The organism is Allobrachymonas chironomi DSM 19884, assembly GCF_000374625.1.
In the GTDB taxonomy this organism is placed as follows: domain Bacteria; phylum Pseudomonadota; class Gammaproteobacteria; order Burkholderiales; family Burkholderiaceae_C; genus Brachymonas; species Brachymonas chironomi.
On record NZ_KB894765.1, the window covers coordinates 105,068 to 120,514 of the forward strand.

The following is a 15,447-nucleotide window of genomic DNA, read 5'->3' on the forward strand; positions in this document are numbered from 1 at the left end:
TTACAGGACATGCCATGACGACCAACCATCCGACTCCCGCCGAAGCCGACATGCACCTGGTCATCATCAGCGGCATGTCGGGCTCCGGCAAATCCATCGCGCTGCAGGCACTGGAAGATGCCGGCTATTACTGTGTCGACAACCTGCCGCCCGAGCTGCTGCTGCCCTTTATCGAAATCGAGAAGCAGCACCAGTCGAAACGCATTGCCGTCGCCATGGATGCGCGTAGCGCCAAGTCGCTGCCGCTGATCCCGATGCAGGTCGAGGCGCTACGCCGCAACGGCATCCTGGTCACCGCCCTGTTCCTTGACGCCTCCGACCCCATGCTGATGCGGCGCTTTTCCGAAACGCGCCGCAAGCATCCGCTGACCGTGGTGGCCACCAACGACCAGACGCACGATCTCGAAGCCGCCATCGCGCTGGAACGCAGGCTGCTGGCCGATTTCCGACTGCAGGCGCACGTGATCGAGACCACCTTGCGCCGCCCGGCCCAGTTGCGCAGCCAGATCAAGAGCCTGATCGCGGTAGACCCGCAGCAGCTCACGCTGATTTTCGAGTCCTTCGCCTTCAAGCGCGGTGTCCCGGCCGATGCCGACTATGTGTTTGATGTGCGCATGCTGCCCAATCCGCACTACGAACCCGGCCTGCGCGAGCTGACCGGCCGTGATCAGCCGGTGATCGATTTCCTCGCGCAGCAGCCTGACGTGGAGCTGATGCGCACCCATATCCGCAGCTTTCTGCAGCACTGGCTGCCCGAACTGTCCCGGGACCACCGCAGCTATGTCACGGTGGCCATCGGCTGCACCGGCGGCCAGCACCGCTCGGTCTATCTGGTCGAAAAGCTGTTCCAGGATTTCCGCGGCAGCTGGGGCTCGGTGCTCAAGCGTCACCGCGAGCAGGACGACCGCTGATCACAACGCCTGCAGCCACTTGCGCAAGGGCGCCGGCAGGCCGCGCGCGGCCCAGTCGGCATGCCACTCGCCGGCCAGGGCCGGCAACTGCCCTGGAGCCACATCGATCAGGACCGGATGCAGGTACAGATCCTTGTGCGTCAGCACATGGCGGAACATCGGCGCATGCTGCGCCTCGCCCAGCCCCTGCGCAGCCGCCAGCGCCCCGGCTTCCGAACTGAACAGCGGCACGCAGTGCAATCCGGCCCAGATGCCCTGCTGCGGACGCCGCTCCAGCCAGATGCCCTGCGGACTGCGCAACACCAGCAACCACCAGGATTCTGCCGTGCGCCTGAGTTTTTTCGTCTTGCGCGGCAGCTCCACAGCCAGATCCTGACCCGCCACGGCGCACAAATCCGTCATCGGGCAGGCAGCGCAGTGTGGCTGGCGCGCCGTGCACACGGTGGCTCCCAGGTCCATCAGGCCCTGGGTGTAGGACACCATCGCGGCAGCATCCGCATCCGGATGCACCAGCTGCTGCGCCATGTCGTGCAATGCCCGCTGCGCCGCAGCCGTGGCCAGATCCTCGCCAAAGCCCAGCAGCCGGGCCAGCACGCGTTGCACATTGGCATCAAAAATCGACACCCGCTCGCCAAAGCAGAAGGCAGCGATCGCTGCTGCGGTAGACGGCCCGATGCCCGGCAGCGTCACCAGGGCAGCGCTGCTGCGCGGAAATGCGCCCCCGTGCAGATCCCGCACCTGCTGCGCGCAGGCATGCAGATTGCGTGCGCGGCTGTAGTAGCCCAGGCCGCTCCACAAGGCCATCACTTCTTCCTGCGCCGTATCGGCCAAGGCGCGCACATCAGGAAATGCCTGCAGAAAACGCGTGTAGTAATCCAGCACCGTGAGCACCTGGGTTTGCTGCAACATCACTTCCGACAGCCAGACGCGGTAAGGATCCCGCTGCTGCTGCCAAGGCAGGCCATGGCGACCATGCTCGCGCTGCCATGTCACCAGCCGCGGAAAGAAGGCAGCACGGACCTGCTGCAAGCGCTGCTGGCTGGCCAACAGGCTGGTATCGCAGGTCGCCAGCGGGAACAGGGAGGCGCTATTCATGTCTTCGGAAAGCGCGAACGCGGCATTTTCTGGCATTTGGCACAGACATAAGTGGAACGCTGGCCCTGGCGCAGCATGCGGATTGGCGTGCCGCAGACACGACAGGGCTGGCCGGCTCGGTCATACACCATGGCCTGCAGCTGGAAATAGCCGTTGCGTCCTTCCGCGCTGGAAAAATCCTTGAGCGTGCTGCCGCCCTCGTCAATCGCCCACTGGATGATGTAACGGATTGCCTCCCACAGGCGGCGCACCTGCGCCGGCTTGAGCGCGCAGGCCGGCAACAGGGGATCGATACCGGCGCGGAACAGGGCTTCCGAGCAGTAGATATTGCCCACTCCCACCACGATATCGCCGGCCAGCAGCGCCTGCTTGACCGGAGCCTTGCGCCGGCGCAGGCCGTCGGCCAGGTGCTGCAGCGTGAACTGTTCCTCCAGCGGCTCCACCCCCAGATGGTCCAACAGCTTGCGCGCCCGCGCATCGTGTTCGCCCTCCATGTGCATGATTGCGCCAAAACGGCGCGGATCATTCAGCCGCAACACGCCCTGGGTGGTATTCATCTCGAAGTGGTCATGCGGGCCGGCCGGCGGCAGCCGGCTGTCAAAGCGCAGGCTGCCCGACATGCCCAGATGCAGCATCAGCAGCCCCTGGTCCAGATCCATCAGCAGATACTTGCCGCGCCGGCGCACCTCCTGCACCACACGCCCCTGCAGATCGTCCGGGTCCACGCCCAGCGGCCAGCGCAAGGGCTTGCCCAGCTGCACCTGGCGGATCGTGGCGCCGCGGATGCGGTCGGCAAAGCTGCGGCGGGTCACTTCAACTTCGGGCAATTCAGGCACGGGGTTCAGTCTCTCGGAAAATGGTGCCTGGCACCGTTGCATCTGCATACCGGACGATGCCCCTGATAGCGGGGGACGCGCCCAACATCCTTTATTATCCACAGACAGGCCGCCGACCGGCCGGCCCGATTCCGCCAGTATTTCCGAGGACATTCCCTTGCAGCGCTTCACCATTCTTGCCCTGAGCCTGACGGCCGCCCTGGCCACGGCTCCGGCACTGGCCGCCACCTCCGAAGGCATCGAGGCCATCAACGCCCCGCGCAGCGCCGCCCAGCAGGCTGCCGACCGCACGGCCCTGCAGGCCATCATCGAGAACTCCACTGCGCTCTACGACACCCTGGCCGGCGAGCTCTACGTCCAGCACAACAACCCCTCGCGCGGCTTCATCTACCTGATGGATGCCGCACGTCGCACCCAGGACGGCCGCCTGTATGCACGCGCCGTCGAGATCGCACTGCAGGGACGCGCCCCGGATGCCGCCCTGACCGCCATCCGCTCCTGGCAGAGCGCCCTGCCCGATGACCCGAATGCCGACACCTACCAGTTGCAGGTCCTGTTGCTGCTGGAGCGTATTGAGGAAACCGCCGATCCGCTGCGCCAGGCCCTGGCCCATGCCAGCGGCGACAAGCGCCAGACCCTGATCCACAACATTCCGGGCTACTACCTGAACGTGCAGGACCACCAGCGTGCGCTGGGCATCGTGCGCGAACCGCTGCAACCCTATGTCAGCCAGCCCGATACCGCCTTTGTGGCAGCACTGGCCATGGCCCGCATGCAGATGCTGGCACGCGATTTCGACGGCTCCCTGCAGATGCTCGAACGCAGCCAGCAGGCCACGCCGCCCCAGTTGTCACTGGGTTCGCTGCTGAGCAACCGCGAACTGCCGGCGCTGGTCGCCATGGACCTGATGCGCGCTGCGCGCCAGGAACAGCCCGATGTGGCACGCCGCGCCGAAACGCTGGCGCGCAAGCTCGCCACTGCCCCGCATGCCACGCGGGAAATCGGCCTGGCCTATGCCAAGACCCTGATCGAAATCCGCCGCCACGACGATGCCCTGAAACAGCTGGGGCTGGTGCTGCGCAAACACCCCGATTACGCCATGGCCTGGATGCTGCAGGGCGGCCTGCAGCTGCAGGAGCAGCAGTGGGCGGCAGCCGAACAGTCGCTGCAGCAGTATTTCCGTGTGCGCAAGGCCGAGGACCCGGTGCCCGGCCCGCGCGAGGATGGCAATATCGCACTCAGCATCCTGCAGGCCAACCTGACCGTGAGCAGCGACATGCAGGCCAACATCATGATGGCCGAGATCGCCGACCACAAGAATGACCCGACGGCCGCTGCGCGCTGGCTGGAACGCGTCCAGCCGGAAAGCGCTCGCCACGCCGCCATGGTGCAGCGCGCCGAAACCCTCAACAGCCAGGGCAAGTACGATCTGGCCCTGCAGCAGATCCGCGCCCTGCCCTCCGACACCGACGAGCAGCGCCATGTGCGCCATCTGGCCGAAGTCCAGCTGCTGGATCGCGCTGGCCGCCACGCCGAAGCCCTGGCCGTGCTCGATGCCAGCATCAGCCGCACCCCGGACAATGCCGAATTGCTCTATGCCCGCGGCATGACGCACGAGCGCATGGACAACTTCCCCGCCGCCGAGCAGGACTTGCGCAAGGTGATGGCGCTGCGCCCGGATTCGCCGAATGCCTTCAACGCGCTCGGCTACACCCTGGCCGATCGCAACCAGCGCCTGCCCGAAGCCAGAGAACTGATCAGCAAGGCGCTGGCCCTGTCGCCTGACAGCGGTGCCATCCAGGACAGCATGGGCTGGGTCGAATACCGCCTGGGCAATCTGAAGGAAGCACGCCGCTGGCTGGAAAAGGCCTTTGTGGCCGAACCACAGGCCGAAGTCGCCGCCCACCTGGCTGAAGTACTCTGGCAGCTCGGCGAACGCGAACAGGCCGGCAAGATCCTCGAGGAAGGCTTGGTGCTGGACCGCAACGACACCGTCCTGCTGGAGACCATGCAGCGCCTCGGCTATACGCCACGTGCCGCCACGCCCACCGCTCCCGCCTCCTCTACACGCCCCTGACACCATGAGCGATTCCCTTTCCCGCCGCCGCAGCCTGCAGCTGGGTGCCGCCCTGCTGCTGGGCACAGCCCTGGCCGGCTGCGCCTCCACCCCGGCTACCCCGATCCCAGATGGCTCGATCCGCGCCTGGAGCGGTCGCCTGTCGCTGGTACTGGACCAGGATCCGCCGCAATCCTTCATTGCCGGCTTCGAGCTGGCCGGCAATGCCCGCCGTGGCACGCTCGGCCTGTTCAATCCGCTGGGCAGCCAGATGGCCCAGATCCGCTGGATGCCGGGCGTCGCCGAGCTGCAGCAGGGCAACCACACGCGCGCCTACCCGGACCTGGACACCCTGGTCACCGAAGTCACCGGCACCAACGTCCCGGTCACCTCACTGTTCGACTGGCTGGATGGCCGACCGACCCCGGTGCCCGGCTGGGAGCCCGACCTGTCACAGCGCAGCCAAGGCCGCCTGATCGCCAAGCGCCTGCATCCGCAGCCCACGGCGCGCCTGCAACTCGTCATCGAATCGGTGGATGCAGACGCCCCATGACCGAACTGCATGACATCCCGGCCCCCGCCAAACTGAACCTGTTCCTGCACATCACCGGCCGGCGTCCGGACGGCTACCACCTGCTGCAATCGGTGTTCATGCTGATCGACTGGCAGGACACGCTGGATTTCCGCCTGCAGCCAGACGGCCGCATCACGCGCAGCGATGCCGATCCGCACAGCCAGCTGCCGGCCGAGGACCTGTGCGTGCGAGCCGCGCGCAAGCTGCAGCAATACACCGGCTGCACGCTCGGCGCGCATATCCACTTGCACAAGCAGATTCCTTCCGAAGCCGGCATGGGTGGCGGTTCCTCCGACGCTGCCAGCTGCCTGCTGGCGCTCAATCGTCTATGGGATCTGCGCCTTGCACCGGAACAGCTGGCCGCCATCGGTCTGGAGCTGGGTGCCGATGTGCCGTTTTTCCTGTTTGGCCGCAATGCCTGGGTCGAGGGCATTGGCGAGCAGCTGCAGCCGGTTGAACTGCCCCCGGCACGCTTTCTGGTGGTCAAGCCCGAGGAAGGCGCCCCCACCGCAAAAATTTTTACCGATCCGGCACTGAAAAGGGATACAAGTGCTGCTACAATCGCAGACTTCGTTGCAAGCACAAGCCCGTACCAGTACGGACGCAATGACCTGCAACCGGTTGCCCAGGGCCTCTGCCCTTCCATCACCCAGGCACTGTCCTGGCTGGAGCAGCACAAGCTGCAAGGGCGCATGACCGGTTCCGGCACTGCCGTGTTTGCTGAGCTGCCTACCAGCTTCCATGATGCAGATTTACAACATCCTGCAACAAAAAACTGGAAAGCAAGGGTTTGCAGCAATATAGCCCTTCATCCTCTGCTACAATGGAGGGCTTAACGAACAGCATAACGCTGATTGTTCATGACAGTCAGCGTGTGTAGGGGAGTAGCCAAGTTGGTTAAGGCACCGGATTTTGATTCCGGCATGCGAGGGTTCGAATCCTTCCTCCCCTGCCATCCATTCTGTCCAGAGCACACCACACCGTTTAACGGCCATCGCCAGTGTACGATCCTGCCGATGGCTTTTTTCATTTCCGGAATCCGAAATGACTTCTTCCGCCTCTGACTTCCTCGTCTTCACCGGCAACGCCAATCCCCGTCTTGCCGAAGAAGTGGTCCAGTGCCTGGGCACCACACTTGGCGAGATCCAGGTCGGCCGTTTCTCCGACGGCGAAGTCACCGTGGAAATCAAGCAGAACGTGCGCGCCCGAGATGTCTTCATCATCCAGCCCACCTGCGCCCCCACCAACGACAACCTGATGGAACTGCTCATCATGGTGGACGCGCTCAAGCGCGCCTCCGCCGAGCGCATCCAGGCCGTCATCCCCTACTACGGCTACGCCCGCCAGGATCGCCGTCCGCGCTCCTCGCGCGTGCCGATTTCGGCCAAGGTCGTCGCCAACCTGCTGCAGACCATGGGCGTGCACAGCGTCCTCACCATGGACCTGCACGCCGACCAGATCCAGGGCTTCTTCGATATTCCCGTGGACAACATCTACGCTTCCCCGGTGCTGCTGAGCGACCTGCGCCAGCAGAATTATGATGACCCGATCGTGGTCTCTCCGGACGTTGGCGGCGTGGTGCGTGCCCGCGCACTGGCCAAGCAGCTCGGCTGCGACCTGGCCATCATCGACAAGCGCCGTCCGCGCGCCAACGTCAGCGAGGTGATGAACATCATCGGTGACATCGGCAACCGCAACTGCATCATCATGGACGACATGATCGACACCGCCGGCACCCTGGTAAAGGCGGCCGAAGTGCTCAAGGAGCGCGGTGCCAAGAACGTCTATGCCTACTGTACCCACCCGATCTTCAGCGGCCCGGCCATCGAGCGCATTGCGCGCGGTGACGCCCTGGACGAGGTGGTGGTCACCAACACCATTCCGCTGTCGCCTCAGGCGCGGGAATGCTCGAAGATCCGCCAGGTGTCCGTGGCTCCCCTGATCGCCAAGACCATGCAGCACATCGCCAACGGCGATTCCGTGCTGGGCCTGTTCAGCGACGACCAGAGCTGATCTTCCGGCAAGAAAAAACGTCCCCTGCACACGTTCAAGTGCAGGTTTTTTTATCAACCCAGGCAGTCACTGGTCGCGGTGCTGCCATCAATGGAGAAAACCATGAAAGTCGTCGCTTTTGAGCGCGCCCTGCAAGGTACGGGTGCGAGCCGCCGCCTGCGCAATGCTGGCAAAACCCCCGGTATCGTCTACGGCGGCAACGCTGATCCGGTCGCTATCGAACTGGACCACAACGCCCTGTGGCACGCCCTGAAGAAGGAAGCGTTCCACTCTTCCGTGCTGGATCTGGAAGTCGCCGGCAAGGTGACCCCGGTGCTGCTGCGCGATGTGCAATACCACCCCTACAAGCAGCTGGTGCTGCACGTGGACTTCCAGCGCATTGTTGCCGGCGAGAAGCTGACCCTGAAGGTGCCGCTGCACTTCGTGGGCGCTGACGAGTCCGACGCTGTCAAGCTGGACCGTTGCGTGGTCAACCACGTCCAGAACGAACTGGAAATCACCTGCCTGCCGAAGGATCTGCCCGAGTCCATCACCGTGGACCTGAGCAAGGCCGTCAAGGGCGATGTGGTGCTGGCCAGCCAGCTGACCCTGCCCGAGGGTGTGGAATTCGTCGCCCAGGGCGGTGAAGCCGACCCGGTGCTGGTGACCATCGTTGGCCCGGCCGGCGGTGCTGCTGCCGCTGCAAGCGAAGGCGAAGGCGAAGCTGCTGCCGAATAATCCCGGCACACGCGCACAGGAAAACCCACTTCGGTGGGTTTTTTCATGGGCGCTGCCGTATCCTCTTTTCTTTTTCCACGCAGGATATCGCATGATCCAGCTCATCGTCGGCCTCGGCAACCCCGGACCGCAATACGAAGACACACGCCACAACGCCGGCTTCTGGTGGACCGATGCCGCGGCACGCAAGCTGGGCCTGTTCCTGAACATGGAGCGGAGCTACCACGGCCTGATGGCCCGCACCACGCTCAACGGCAAGCCGGTCTGGCTGCTGCAGCCCCAGACCTTCATGAACCGTTCCGGCCAGTCGGTGGCGGCACTGGCGCGCTTCTTCAAGATTCCGCCGGAAAATATCCTGGTGGTGCACGACGAACTGGATCTGGAACCGGGTCAGGTCAAGCTGAAGAAAGGCGGCGGTCACGCCGGCCACAACGGTCTGCGCGATATCCATGCGCAGCTGGGTTCACCGGATTACTGGCGGCTGCGTATCGGTATCGGCCATCCGGGCGTGAAATCGGAAGTGGTGCACTGGGTGCTGAAAAAGCCCTCTCCCGATCATCGCATTGCCATCGAGCAGGCGATTGACCATAGCCTCAAGGCCCTGCCCGACCTGCTGGCCGGCGACATGACCAAGGCCACCAAGGATATCCATACAGCGCCCTGAACCGGCTCAGCTGTCGTCCCCGACGCTGTACTGCTCCTTTTCGCGCCGGGTCAGGCGATAGACCAGACGCGGGAAAATCGCAAACACCACCATGGTGATGCCACAAAGCAGAAACACCAGGCCCGCCTGGGTATCGGCCAGCAGGGGGTGAATGGCTGCGCCCAGCGGTGTCAGGGACAGCCCGGCCAGGACAAAGGCCACGACGGCTGCCATCCAGGCGAAATAGATGACGATATTGGCTACGGGCATGCGGCGACCTCCTGTGACAGGGAGCCGCCCTGCACGGATCAAGCGTCCTGCTTGTTCTGCAGTTGATGGAACTTGTCCATCAATTGTTCCCGGGTTTCGACAAATTCAGGGTTTATCGGGATGCAGGCAACCGGACAGAGCTGAACGCACTGGGGCTCATCGAAATGCCCCACGCATTCGGTACATTTGGCCGGATCTATCTCGTAGATTTCCTCGCCCAGGTAGATGGCATCATTCGGGCACTCCGGCTCGCACACATCACAGTTGATGCAGTCATCGGTGATCATCAGTGCCACTGGCCAAACCTCTTCTTGCGCTGCGGCCTGGCCGACAGCTGTGTTAAAACCCGTATTATCCGGTTTTGCGCCTTGCGCGTCAGCCCATAACCCCATTCCCATGCCTGCATGAGCGCCTATCTTGTCCAACGCCTGTCCAGCCTGCTGCTGACACTGCTGCTGACCTCGCTGGTGGTCTTTGGCGTGCTGGAAATCCTGCCCGGCAATGCCGCGCAGGTGATGCTGGGCCCGGATGCCAGCCCCGAAGCCGTGGCCGAACTGGCGCGTCAGCTCGGTCTGGACCAACCGCTGCTGAGCCGCTATGGCAGCTGGATTGGCGGCCTGCTGCAAGGCGATATGGGCATCAGCCATGCCTATGGCCGTCCGGTCTGGCCGCTGATTGCCGAACGGCTGGCGCTGACCGTGCCGCTGGCACTGCTGGCGATGCTGATCACCAGCATCGTGGCGCTGGTGGTGGGCATTTATGCGGCGTCACGTCACAACAAGCCCGGTGACGTGGTGGTGATGGGACTGGCGCAGATCGGCATGGCGGTTCCCAACTTCTGGTTCGCAATCCTGCTGATCCTGCTGTTTTCGGTGCATCTGCAATGGTTTGGTGCCGGCGGTTTCGATGGCTGGCGCGCCGGCATTCTGCCCGGCCTGCGGGATCTGCTGCTGCCGGCGCTATCGCTGGCGGTGGTGCAGACCGCCATCCTGGCGCGCATCACGCGCTCCTCGGTGCTGGAGGTGATGCAGGAAGACTTCGTGCGCACCGCGCGCGCGCGCGGCATGAGCCGGCGTGCCGTGCTCTACCGCCATGTGCTGCGCAACGCGATGATCCCGGTGCTGACCATCATGGGGCTGCAGTTTGCCAGCCTGCTGGCCGGCACCATCGTGGTGGAGAACGTGTTTTTCCTGCCCGGTCTGGGCCGGCTGATTTTCCAGAGTATCACCAACCGCGACCTGATCGTGGTGCGCAATTGCGTGATGCTGCTGGCGACCATGGTGATCGTGGTCAACTTCCTGGTCGATGTGCTGTATGCCCTGATCGATCCGCGCCTGCGCACGCGCAACCGGAGCGGCTCATGAACAGTAGCGTGGCCGTTCCGCACCAGCCCGATACACCGGGTCGCCGTTTCCGCCGGCGTGCGCGCCGCCATCCCGGACTGTGGATTGGCGGGCTGCTGACCTTGCTGCTGCTGGGAGCGGCACTGCTGTCCTATGTCTGGACACCGCACCCGCCGCTGGAAATGGACCTTGCGAACCGGCTGGCCGGCCCGGGAGCCTCGCACTGGCTCGGTACCGACGTGATGGGCCGCGATGTGGTGTCGCAGCTGCTGGTGGGTGCGCGCAGCTCGATCTTTGTCGGCGTGATTGCGGTCGGCATCGGCCTGACCGTGGGGACGGCGCTGGGCCTGCTGGCGGCAGCACGGCGCGGCTGGCTGGAAGAAGTGATCCTGCGCCTGACCGATGTGACCTTTGCCTTTCCCGCCCTGCTGACAGCCATCATGCTGGCCGCGGTCTGGGGGCCGGGCATGGTCAACGCCATGATCGCCATCGGCATTTTCAACATCCCCACCTTTATCCGCGTCACGCGCGCCGGCGCACGCGCGCTGTGGACGCGCGAGTTCGTGCTGGCGGCACAGGCCTGCGGCAAGAACCGGCTGCGCATCACGCTAGAGCATATCCTGCCGAATATCGCGGCGATCCTGATCGTGCAGGCCAGCATCCAGTTCTCGGTGGCGATCCTGGCCGAAGCCGCCCTGTCCTATCTGGGCCTGGGCACGCAGCCACCGCAGCCCAGCTGGGGCCGCATGCTGGCCGATGCCCAGACCCTGCTGTTCAGCCATCCGATGCTGGCGGTCTATCCCGGCGTGGCGATCGCGCTGGCGGTGCTGGGTCTGAACTTCCTGGGCGATGCCCTGCGTGACCTGCTGGATCCGCGCATTTCCGAAGGAGGCCGTTGACATGGCGCTGCTTGAAGTGAACGATCTGAGCGTGCTGCTGCACACCCACCGGGGCAGCGCTGCCGGCGTGCGCAATGTCAGCTTTTCGCTGGAGCGCGGCCAGACGCTGGGCGTGATCGGCGAATCGGGCAGTGGCAAGACACTGTGCATGCTGGCGCTGATGGGCCTGCTGCCCAACAACGCCGAAGCGCAGGGCAGCATCGTGTTCAACGGCCAGCAACTGGTCGGGACCAGCGAAGAAGCGCTGTGCGCACTGCGCGGTGACGATATCGGCATGGTGTTCCAGGAACCGATGACGGCACTCGATCCGCTGCAGCGCATTGGCGATCAGGTGGCCGAACCGCTGCGCCTGCACCGCGGCATGCGCCGCCGCGAGGCGCTGGAGCATGCGGCAGCGCTGCTGGAACGCGTCGGCATTCCCGATGCGCAGCAGCGCCTGAAGGACTATCCGCACCAGTTTTCCGGCGGCCAGCGCCAGCGTGTCATGATTGCCGCCGCCCTCGCCTGCGACCCCGATGTGCTGATTGCCGATGAACCGACCACGGCACTGGACGTGACGGTCCAGGCGCAGATTCTGGACCTGCTGCGCGATCTGGTGGCCGAACGCGGCATGGCGCTGATCCTGATCAGCCATGATCTGGCAGTCATTGCGCGCTACACGCAGCAGATGCTGGTGCTGTACTCCGGCGGTGTGGTCGAATCCGGTGCCACGGAGGCGGTGTTTGCGCGCATGGCACACCCCTATACACGCGCCCTGCTGCAGGCCCGGCCACGGCTGGATGCCGCGCGCGGCAGCCTGTTACCCACCATTCCGGGCCAGGTGCCGGACCTGTTTGCCGCACCCGCCGGCTGCCGCTTTGCCGACCGCTGCCACCGGGTGCAGGACGACTGCCGCCAGGCCGAGCCGCCCATGGTCACACTGCCGGCCAGCGGCCCGATTCCGCATCTGGCACGTTGCCTGCACCTGGAGTCCGCAGCATGACGACGCCGCTGCTGCAGGTACAGCACCTGTCCCGCCACTACCGCCAGCGCCGGCACAGCCTGTTCGAACCGCCACGCATCACCCGGGCGCTGGACGATGTCAGCCTGGAACTGCAGGCCGGGCACAGCCTGGGCATCGTGGGCGAATCGGGCAGCGGCAAGACCACGCTGGCACGCCTGATCATGGCACTGGACCAGCCCGATGCCGGCAAGGTGCTGCTGCTGGGCCGTGACCTGCATGCACTGCCGCCCCGTGAGCTGCTGCAGGCACGCAAGGACTTCCAGATGGTGTTCCAGGATCCGTATGCCTCGCTGGATCCGCGCCAGACGGTGCTGCGCATCGTCACCGAACCGCTGCACATGGACGGGCTGGATCGCGCCACGCTGCGCCAGCGCGCGCTGCTGGCGCTACAGGAAGTCGGCCTGCGCGAGCCCGACCTGGACAAGTATCCGCACGAGTTTTCCGGAGGCCAGCGCCAGCGCATTGCCATGGCGCGCGCCCTGATCAGCCGGCCGCGCCTGATCGTCGCCGATGAACCGGTCAGTGCGCTGGATGTATCGGTGCAGGCCCAGGTGCTGAACCTGATCTGCCGCCTGCAGCAGGAGCATGGCATCAGTTTTGTGCTGATCAGCCATGATCTGGCCGTGGTGCACCATGTGTGCCACCAGATTGCCGTGCTGTATCGCGGCCAGCTGGTGGAGTACGCGCCGGCCGAACAGCTGTTCAGCGCGCCGCAGCACCCCTACACGCAGAAACTGCTGTCGGCGGTGCCACGGCTGTAGCCGCTTACGCGAAGCGGATCGCTGCCAGGTCGTTGACGAATACCGGCATGTCCTGCCACAGGCCCTCGATGTCGCTGCGCGCCACCGTGATCCACTGCGGCTGGTAGAGATAGGCGCTGACGGCATCGTTGGCGGCCAGCTGCTGCGCCTCGCCCAGCAGGCGGTTGCGCTCGGCCTCGTCGGCGGTGCGCGTGATGCGGGTGTAGAGCTGCTGGAACCGCGGCGAATCGTAATGCCAGTAGTAATCGGGCTTGGCCAGATTGTCCAGGTCAAACGGTTCGACATGGCTGATGATGGTCATGTCGTAATCCTGGCTGCCGCCATAGACATGGCTCAACCACTGCGCCCACTCGATGTTTTCCAGTTTGGCGGTTATGCCGACCTTGGCCAGCATCGCCGCGATGACCTCGCCACCCTGGCGTGCATACGGCGGCGGCGGCAGCTTGATGGTCAGCGTCAGCTTGTCCACACCAGCCTCTTTCAGCAGTGCCCTGGCGCGATCGGGATCATAGGGGTTGATGCCGGTGGTATCGACATAGCCCGGTGCCCCCGGCACGTAGTAGCTGCCGATCGGCACGCCAAAGCCATCGGCGGCTCCGGTGATGACGGCCTGGCGGTCGATCGCGGCGCTGATGGCACGGCGCACACGCACATCGTGCAGCGGCTTGCGCGCGTGGTTCATGGCCAGAATCGTCTTGGCCCGCGATCCGCCCACCAGTACCTGGAAGCGCGGGTTGTTGCGGAACTGCTCCAGGCTGCGCGCCACCTGCACACGCGGGAAGAGGTCGATATCGCCCGACAGCAGCGCGGCTGCCTGTGCAGCGGTATCGGAAATGAAGCGGAAAGTCACCTGCTCCAGGGCGATGTTGCCGGCATCGCGATAGTCCGGCCATTTCTTCAGCACCAGCGAGGCACCGCTACGCCAGTTGTCCAGCTGGTAAGGGCCGGTACCGACCGGGTGGATGCCATTGCTGGCCTCGCTGCCCGGTTCCACCATGATGGCGGTGGCCTGCCCCAGCAGGAAAGGCAAATCCGGATTCGGCTCGGACACCACCAGCTCCACCGTGTGGGCGTCCGGCGTCTCGACCGAGACAAAGCTGTTGAACAGGCGCTTGTCCTTGTTCGTGCTGCCCGATCCGGCCGCGCGCAAAAAGGCAAACTTGACGGTTTCGGACGAGAAGGCCTCGCCGTTGTGGAACTGGACTCCCTGGCGCAGGCGGAAGGTCCAGCGCAGCAAATCGGGCGTGTGCTCCCAGGATTCGGCCAACAGCGGGCTGACCTGGCCATCCGGGCCGATCCTGGTCAGCGTCTCGTAGACGTTGTACAGCGTGATCTCGCCAATCGCGGAGGCTGCGCCGATGGTCGGATCCAGACCCGGCGGCTCCAGCACCATGCCGAGCGTGAGAGCCGTCCGGCCACTCTTGCCGGTCGCAGCGGCAGCACCGCTGCCCGCCGTGGCCGGAGCCCCTGCCGGCTTGCAACCGGCCAGCCCGAAGCCTCCTGCCGCTGCCAGGCCCAGGCCGGACAGCAATACCGTGCGTCTATCCATCATCAGGAATTCTCCGTATCGGAAATGGAGCGCTGCAGCCGCGTCTGGTCATAGCGCGGCTGGCCGGGCAGATCGGCCACATGGCGTGCATCGGCCCAGTGCAGCAGCTGGAATTGCGCCCCGTCCCAGCGCATGTGGTTCAGGCCCACATTGGGAATCTCAACCGTGCGCGGCCCTGCCAGCGACTGGCCGGTGAGCGTGCGCCAGGCCATGTCCACCACGCCACCGTGCGAAAACACCAGAATGACGCCATCTGACGGCATATCGGCATGCCCCTGGGCGATACCGGTCAGCGCGCCCAGCGTGCGCTGGTGAAAGCGGCGCAGGCTCTCGCCATGCGGCAGCTGGTAGTCGGGATCGAAACGCAGCCAGTCATGCAGCACATTGGCGTGCTGCAGGCGGGCCTCGTCCATGGTCAGGCCTTCGAGAATGCCAAAACTCTGCTCACGCAATTCGGTCAGCAGGCGCGCCTGCAGGGGCAGGTGGCGCAGCGCCGTGTCGGCGGTTTGCGCGGCACGCTGCAGGTCACTGCTGTAGGCCGCCACCACGCGATCCAGGATGCCGTTGTCGCGCAAGGCCTGCGCCAGCCGGTCGGACTGCAGCTGGCCCATGGAATTCAGCGGAATATCGGCATGGCCCTGGAAACGCAGGGCCTTGTTGGCGTCAGTCTCGCCATGTCGGATCAGGATCAGCTCGGGCATGTGGACATTCTAAGCCTCATGGCCGGCAACAGGCAGGACATTCATGACATAATAATACTTAAATACTAATATCATC

Annotated in this window: 17 protein-coding genes and 1 tRNA gene; 12 read left to right on the top strand and 6 right to left on the bottom strand. The window is 64.7% G+C overall.

The window, feature by feature from the left end; genetic code table 11:
* Positions 1-14 precede the first annotated feature (14 nt).
* Complete coding sequence (gene rapZ, locus C513_RS0100500) at positions 15-911, top strand: RNase adapter RapZ (protein WP_018714064.1); 897 nt, start codon at positions 15-17, stop codon at positions 909-911.
* On the opposite strand, the gene mutY is transcribed toward rapZ, so the two are convergent.
* The gene (gene mutY / locus C513_RS0100505; protein ID WP_018714065.1) at positions 912-2,006 is read right to left on the bottom strand and encodes an A/G-specific adenine glycosylase; all 1,095 of its coding nucleotides are present in this window, start codon (positions 2,004-2,006) and stop codon (positions 912-914) included.
* Entirely contained in the window at positions 2,003-2,842 is an 840-nt protein-coding gene (mutM, locus tag C513_RS0100510) for a bifunctional DNA-formamidopyrimidine glycosylase/DNA-(apurinic or apyrimidinic site) lyase (protein WP_026320385.1), read from the bottom strand. The genes mutY and mutM overlap by 4 nt, the downstream gene beginning before the upstream one ends.
* 157 nt (positions 2,843-2,999) lie before the next feature.
* Between mutM and C513_RS0100515 the strand changes: the two genes are divergently transcribed.
* The 7 genes from C513_RS0100515 (at position 3,000) to pth (ending at position 8,866) form a co-directional block, all read left to right on the top strand.
* Positions 3,000-4,919, top strand: coding sequence for a tetratricopeptide repeat protein (locus C513_RS0100515; protein ID WP_018714067.1), 1,920 nt, complete (start codon positions 3,000-3,002; stop codon positions 4,917-4,919).
* A gap of 4 nt (positions 4,920-4,923) precedes the next feature.
* Positions 4,924-5,451, top strand: coding sequence for a lipoprotein insertase outer membrane protein LolB (locus C513_RS0100520; protein ID WP_018714068.1), 528 nt, complete (start codon positions 4,924-4,926; stop codon positions 5,449-5,451).
* Positions 5,448-6,308, top strand: a complete 861-nt coding sequence (gene ispE / locus C513_RS0100525; RefSeq protein WP_018714069.1) for a 4-(cytidine 5'-diphospho)-2-C-methyl-D-erythritol kinase — start codon at positions 5,448-5,450, stop codon at positions 6,306-6,308. The genes C513_RS0100520 and ispE overlap by 4 nt, the downstream gene beginning before the upstream one ends.
* Before the next feature lie 42 nt (positions 6,309-6,350).
* A tRNA-Gln gene (locus C513_RS0100530) sits at positions 6,351-6,427 on the top strand.
* Between the two features lie 89 nt (positions 6,428-6,516).
* On the top strand, positions 6,517-7,485 hold the full coding sequence (locus C513_RS0100535) for a ribose-phosphate pyrophosphokinase (RefSeq protein WP_018714070.1): 969 nt from the start codon (positions 6,517-6,519) through the stop codon (positions 7,483-7,485).
* Positions 7,486-7,587: 102 nt separating this feature from the next.
* Entirely contained in the window at positions 7,588-8,202 is a 615-nt protein-coding gene (locus tag C513_RS0100540) for a 50S ribosomal protein L25/general stress protein Ctc (protein ID WP_018714071.1), read from the top strand.
* Between the two features lie 91 nt (positions 8,203-8,293).
* Positions 8,294-8,866, top strand: a complete 573-nt coding sequence (gene pth, locus C513_RS0100545; RefSeq protein ID WP_018714072.1) for an aminoacyl-tRNA hydrolase — start codon at positions 8,294-8,296, stop codon at positions 8,864-8,866.
* Positions 8,867-8,872: 6 nt separating this feature from the next.
* Here pth and C513_RS12325 read toward each other — a convergent pair whose 3' ends face one another.
* Both C513_RS12325 and C513_RS0100555 read right to left on the bottom strand, forming a co-directional pair.
* A complete protein-coding gene (locus tag C513_RS12325; RefSeq protein ID WP_018714073.1) occupies positions 8,873-9,115 on the bottom strand; it encodes a hypothetical protein in 243 nt (80 codons plus the stop codon).
* Between the two features lie 38 nt (positions 9,116-9,153).
* A complete protein-coding gene (locus C513_RS0100555) occupies positions 9,154-9,411 on the bottom strand; it encodes a YfhL family 4Fe-4S dicluster ferredoxin (RefSeq protein WP_026320386.1) in 258 nt (85 codons plus the stop codon).
* 108 nt (positions 9,412-9,519) lie between these two features.
* Here C513_RS0100555 and C513_RS0100560 point away from each other — a divergent pair, with 108 nt between their 5' ends.
* From C513_RS0100560 to C513_RS0100575, 4 genes are read left to right on the top strand one after another with little or no spacing between them, the layout of a single operon-like run.
* Positions 9,520-10,479 carry an ABC transporter permease gene (locus C513_RS0100560; RefSeq protein WP_018714075.1) on the top strand — a complete coding sequence of 320 codons (960 nt, stop codon included), beginning with the start codon at positions 9,520-9,522 and terminating at the stop codon, positions 10,477-10,479.
* Positions 10,476-11,357 carry an ABC transporter permease gene (locus C513_RS0100565; protein WP_018714076.1) on the top strand — a complete coding sequence of 294 codons (882 nt, stop codon included), beginning with the start codon at positions 10,476-10,478 and terminating at the stop codon, positions 11,355-11,357. Before C513_RS0100560 ends, C513_RS0100565 begins: the two co-directional genes overlap by 4 nt.
* Position 11,358: 1 nt before the next feature.
* On the top strand, positions 11,359-12,339 hold the full coding sequence (locus tag C513_RS0100570; RefSeq protein ID WP_018714077.1) for an ABC transporter ATP-binding protein: 981 nt from the start codon (positions 11,359-11,361) through the stop codon (positions 12,337-12,339).
* A complete protein-coding gene (locus tag C513_RS0100575) occupies positions 12,336-13,121 on the top strand; it encodes an ATP-binding cassette domain-containing protein (RefSeq protein ID WP_018714078.1) in 786 nt (261 codons plus the stop codon). The genes C513_RS0100570 and C513_RS0100575 overlap by 4 nt, the downstream gene beginning before the upstream one ends.
* A gap of 4 nt (positions 13,122-13,125) precedes the next feature.
* Here C513_RS0100575 and C513_RS0100580 read toward each other — a convergent pair whose 3' ends face one another.
* Together C513_RS0100580 and C513_RS0100585 are read right to left on the bottom strand one after the other, a co-directional pair.
* Positions 13,126-14,673 carry an ABC transporter substrate-binding protein gene (locus tag C513_RS0100580; protein WP_018714079.1) on the bottom strand — a complete coding sequence of 516 codons (1,548 nt, stop codon included), beginning with the start codon at positions 14,671-14,673 and terminating at the stop codon, positions 13,126-13,128.
* Entirely contained in the window at positions 14,673-15,371 is a 699-nt protein-coding gene (locus C513_RS0100585) for a histidine phosphatase family protein (RefSeq protein ID WP_018714080.1), read from the bottom strand. Before C513_RS0100585 ends, C513_RS0100580 begins: the two co-directional genes overlap by 1 nt.
* Positions 15,372-15,447 lie beyond the last annotated feature (76 nt).

Coding starts and splice junctions, on each gene's coding strand:
- rapZ (WP_018714064.1), top strand. CDS start 15: ATGACGACCAACCATCCGACTCCCGCCGAAGCCGACATGCACCTGGTC.
- mutY (WP_018714065.1), bottom strand. CDS start 2,006: ATGAATAGCGCCTCCCTGTTCCCGCTGGCGACCTGCGATACCAGCCTG.
- C513_RS0100520 (WP_018714068.1), top strand. CDS start 4,924: ATGAGCGATTCCCTTTCCCGCCGCCGCAGCCTGCAGCTGGGTGCCGCC.
- ispE (WP_018714069.1), top strand. CDS start 5,448: ATGACCGAACTGCATGACATCCCGGCCCCCGCCAAACTGAACCTGTTC.
- C513_RS0100535 (WP_018714070.1), top strand. CDS start 6,517: ATGACTTCTTCCGCCTCTGACTTCCTCGTCTTCACCGGCAACGCCAAT.
- C513_RS0100540 (WP_018714071.1), top strand. CDS start 7,588: ATGAAAGTCGTCGCTTTTGAGCGCGCCCTGCAAGGTACGGGTGCGAGC.
- pth (WP_018714072.1), top strand. CDS start 8,294: ATGATCCAGCTCATCGTCGGCCTCGGCAACCCCGGACCGCAATACGAA.
- C513_RS12325 (WP_018714073.1), bottom strand. CDS start 9,115: ATGCCCGTAGCCAATATCGTCATCTATTTCGCCTGGATGGCAGCCGTC.
- C513_RS0100560 (WP_018714075.1), top strand. CDS start 9,520: ATGAGCGCCTATCTTGTCCAACGCCTGTCCAGCCTGCTGCTGACACTG.
- C513_RS0100565 (WP_018714076.1), top strand. CDS start 10,476: ATGAACAGTAGCGTGGCCGTTCCGCACCAGCCCGATACACCGGGTCGC.
- C513_RS0100570 (WP_018714077.1), top strand. CDS start 11,359: ATGGCGCTGCTTGAAGTGAACGATCTGAGCGTGCTGCTGCACACCCAC.
- C513_RS0100575 (WP_018714078.1), top strand. CDS start 12,336: ATGACGACGCCGCTGCTGCAGGTACAGCACCTGTCCCGCCACTACCGC.
- C513_RS0100580 (WP_018714079.1), bottom strand. CDS start 14,673: ATGATGGATAGACGCACGGTATTGCTGTCCGGCCTGGGCCTGGCAGCG.
- C513_RS0100585 (WP_018714080.1), bottom strand. CDS start 15,371: ATGCCCGAGCTGATCCTGATCCGACATGGCGAGACTGACGCCAACAAG.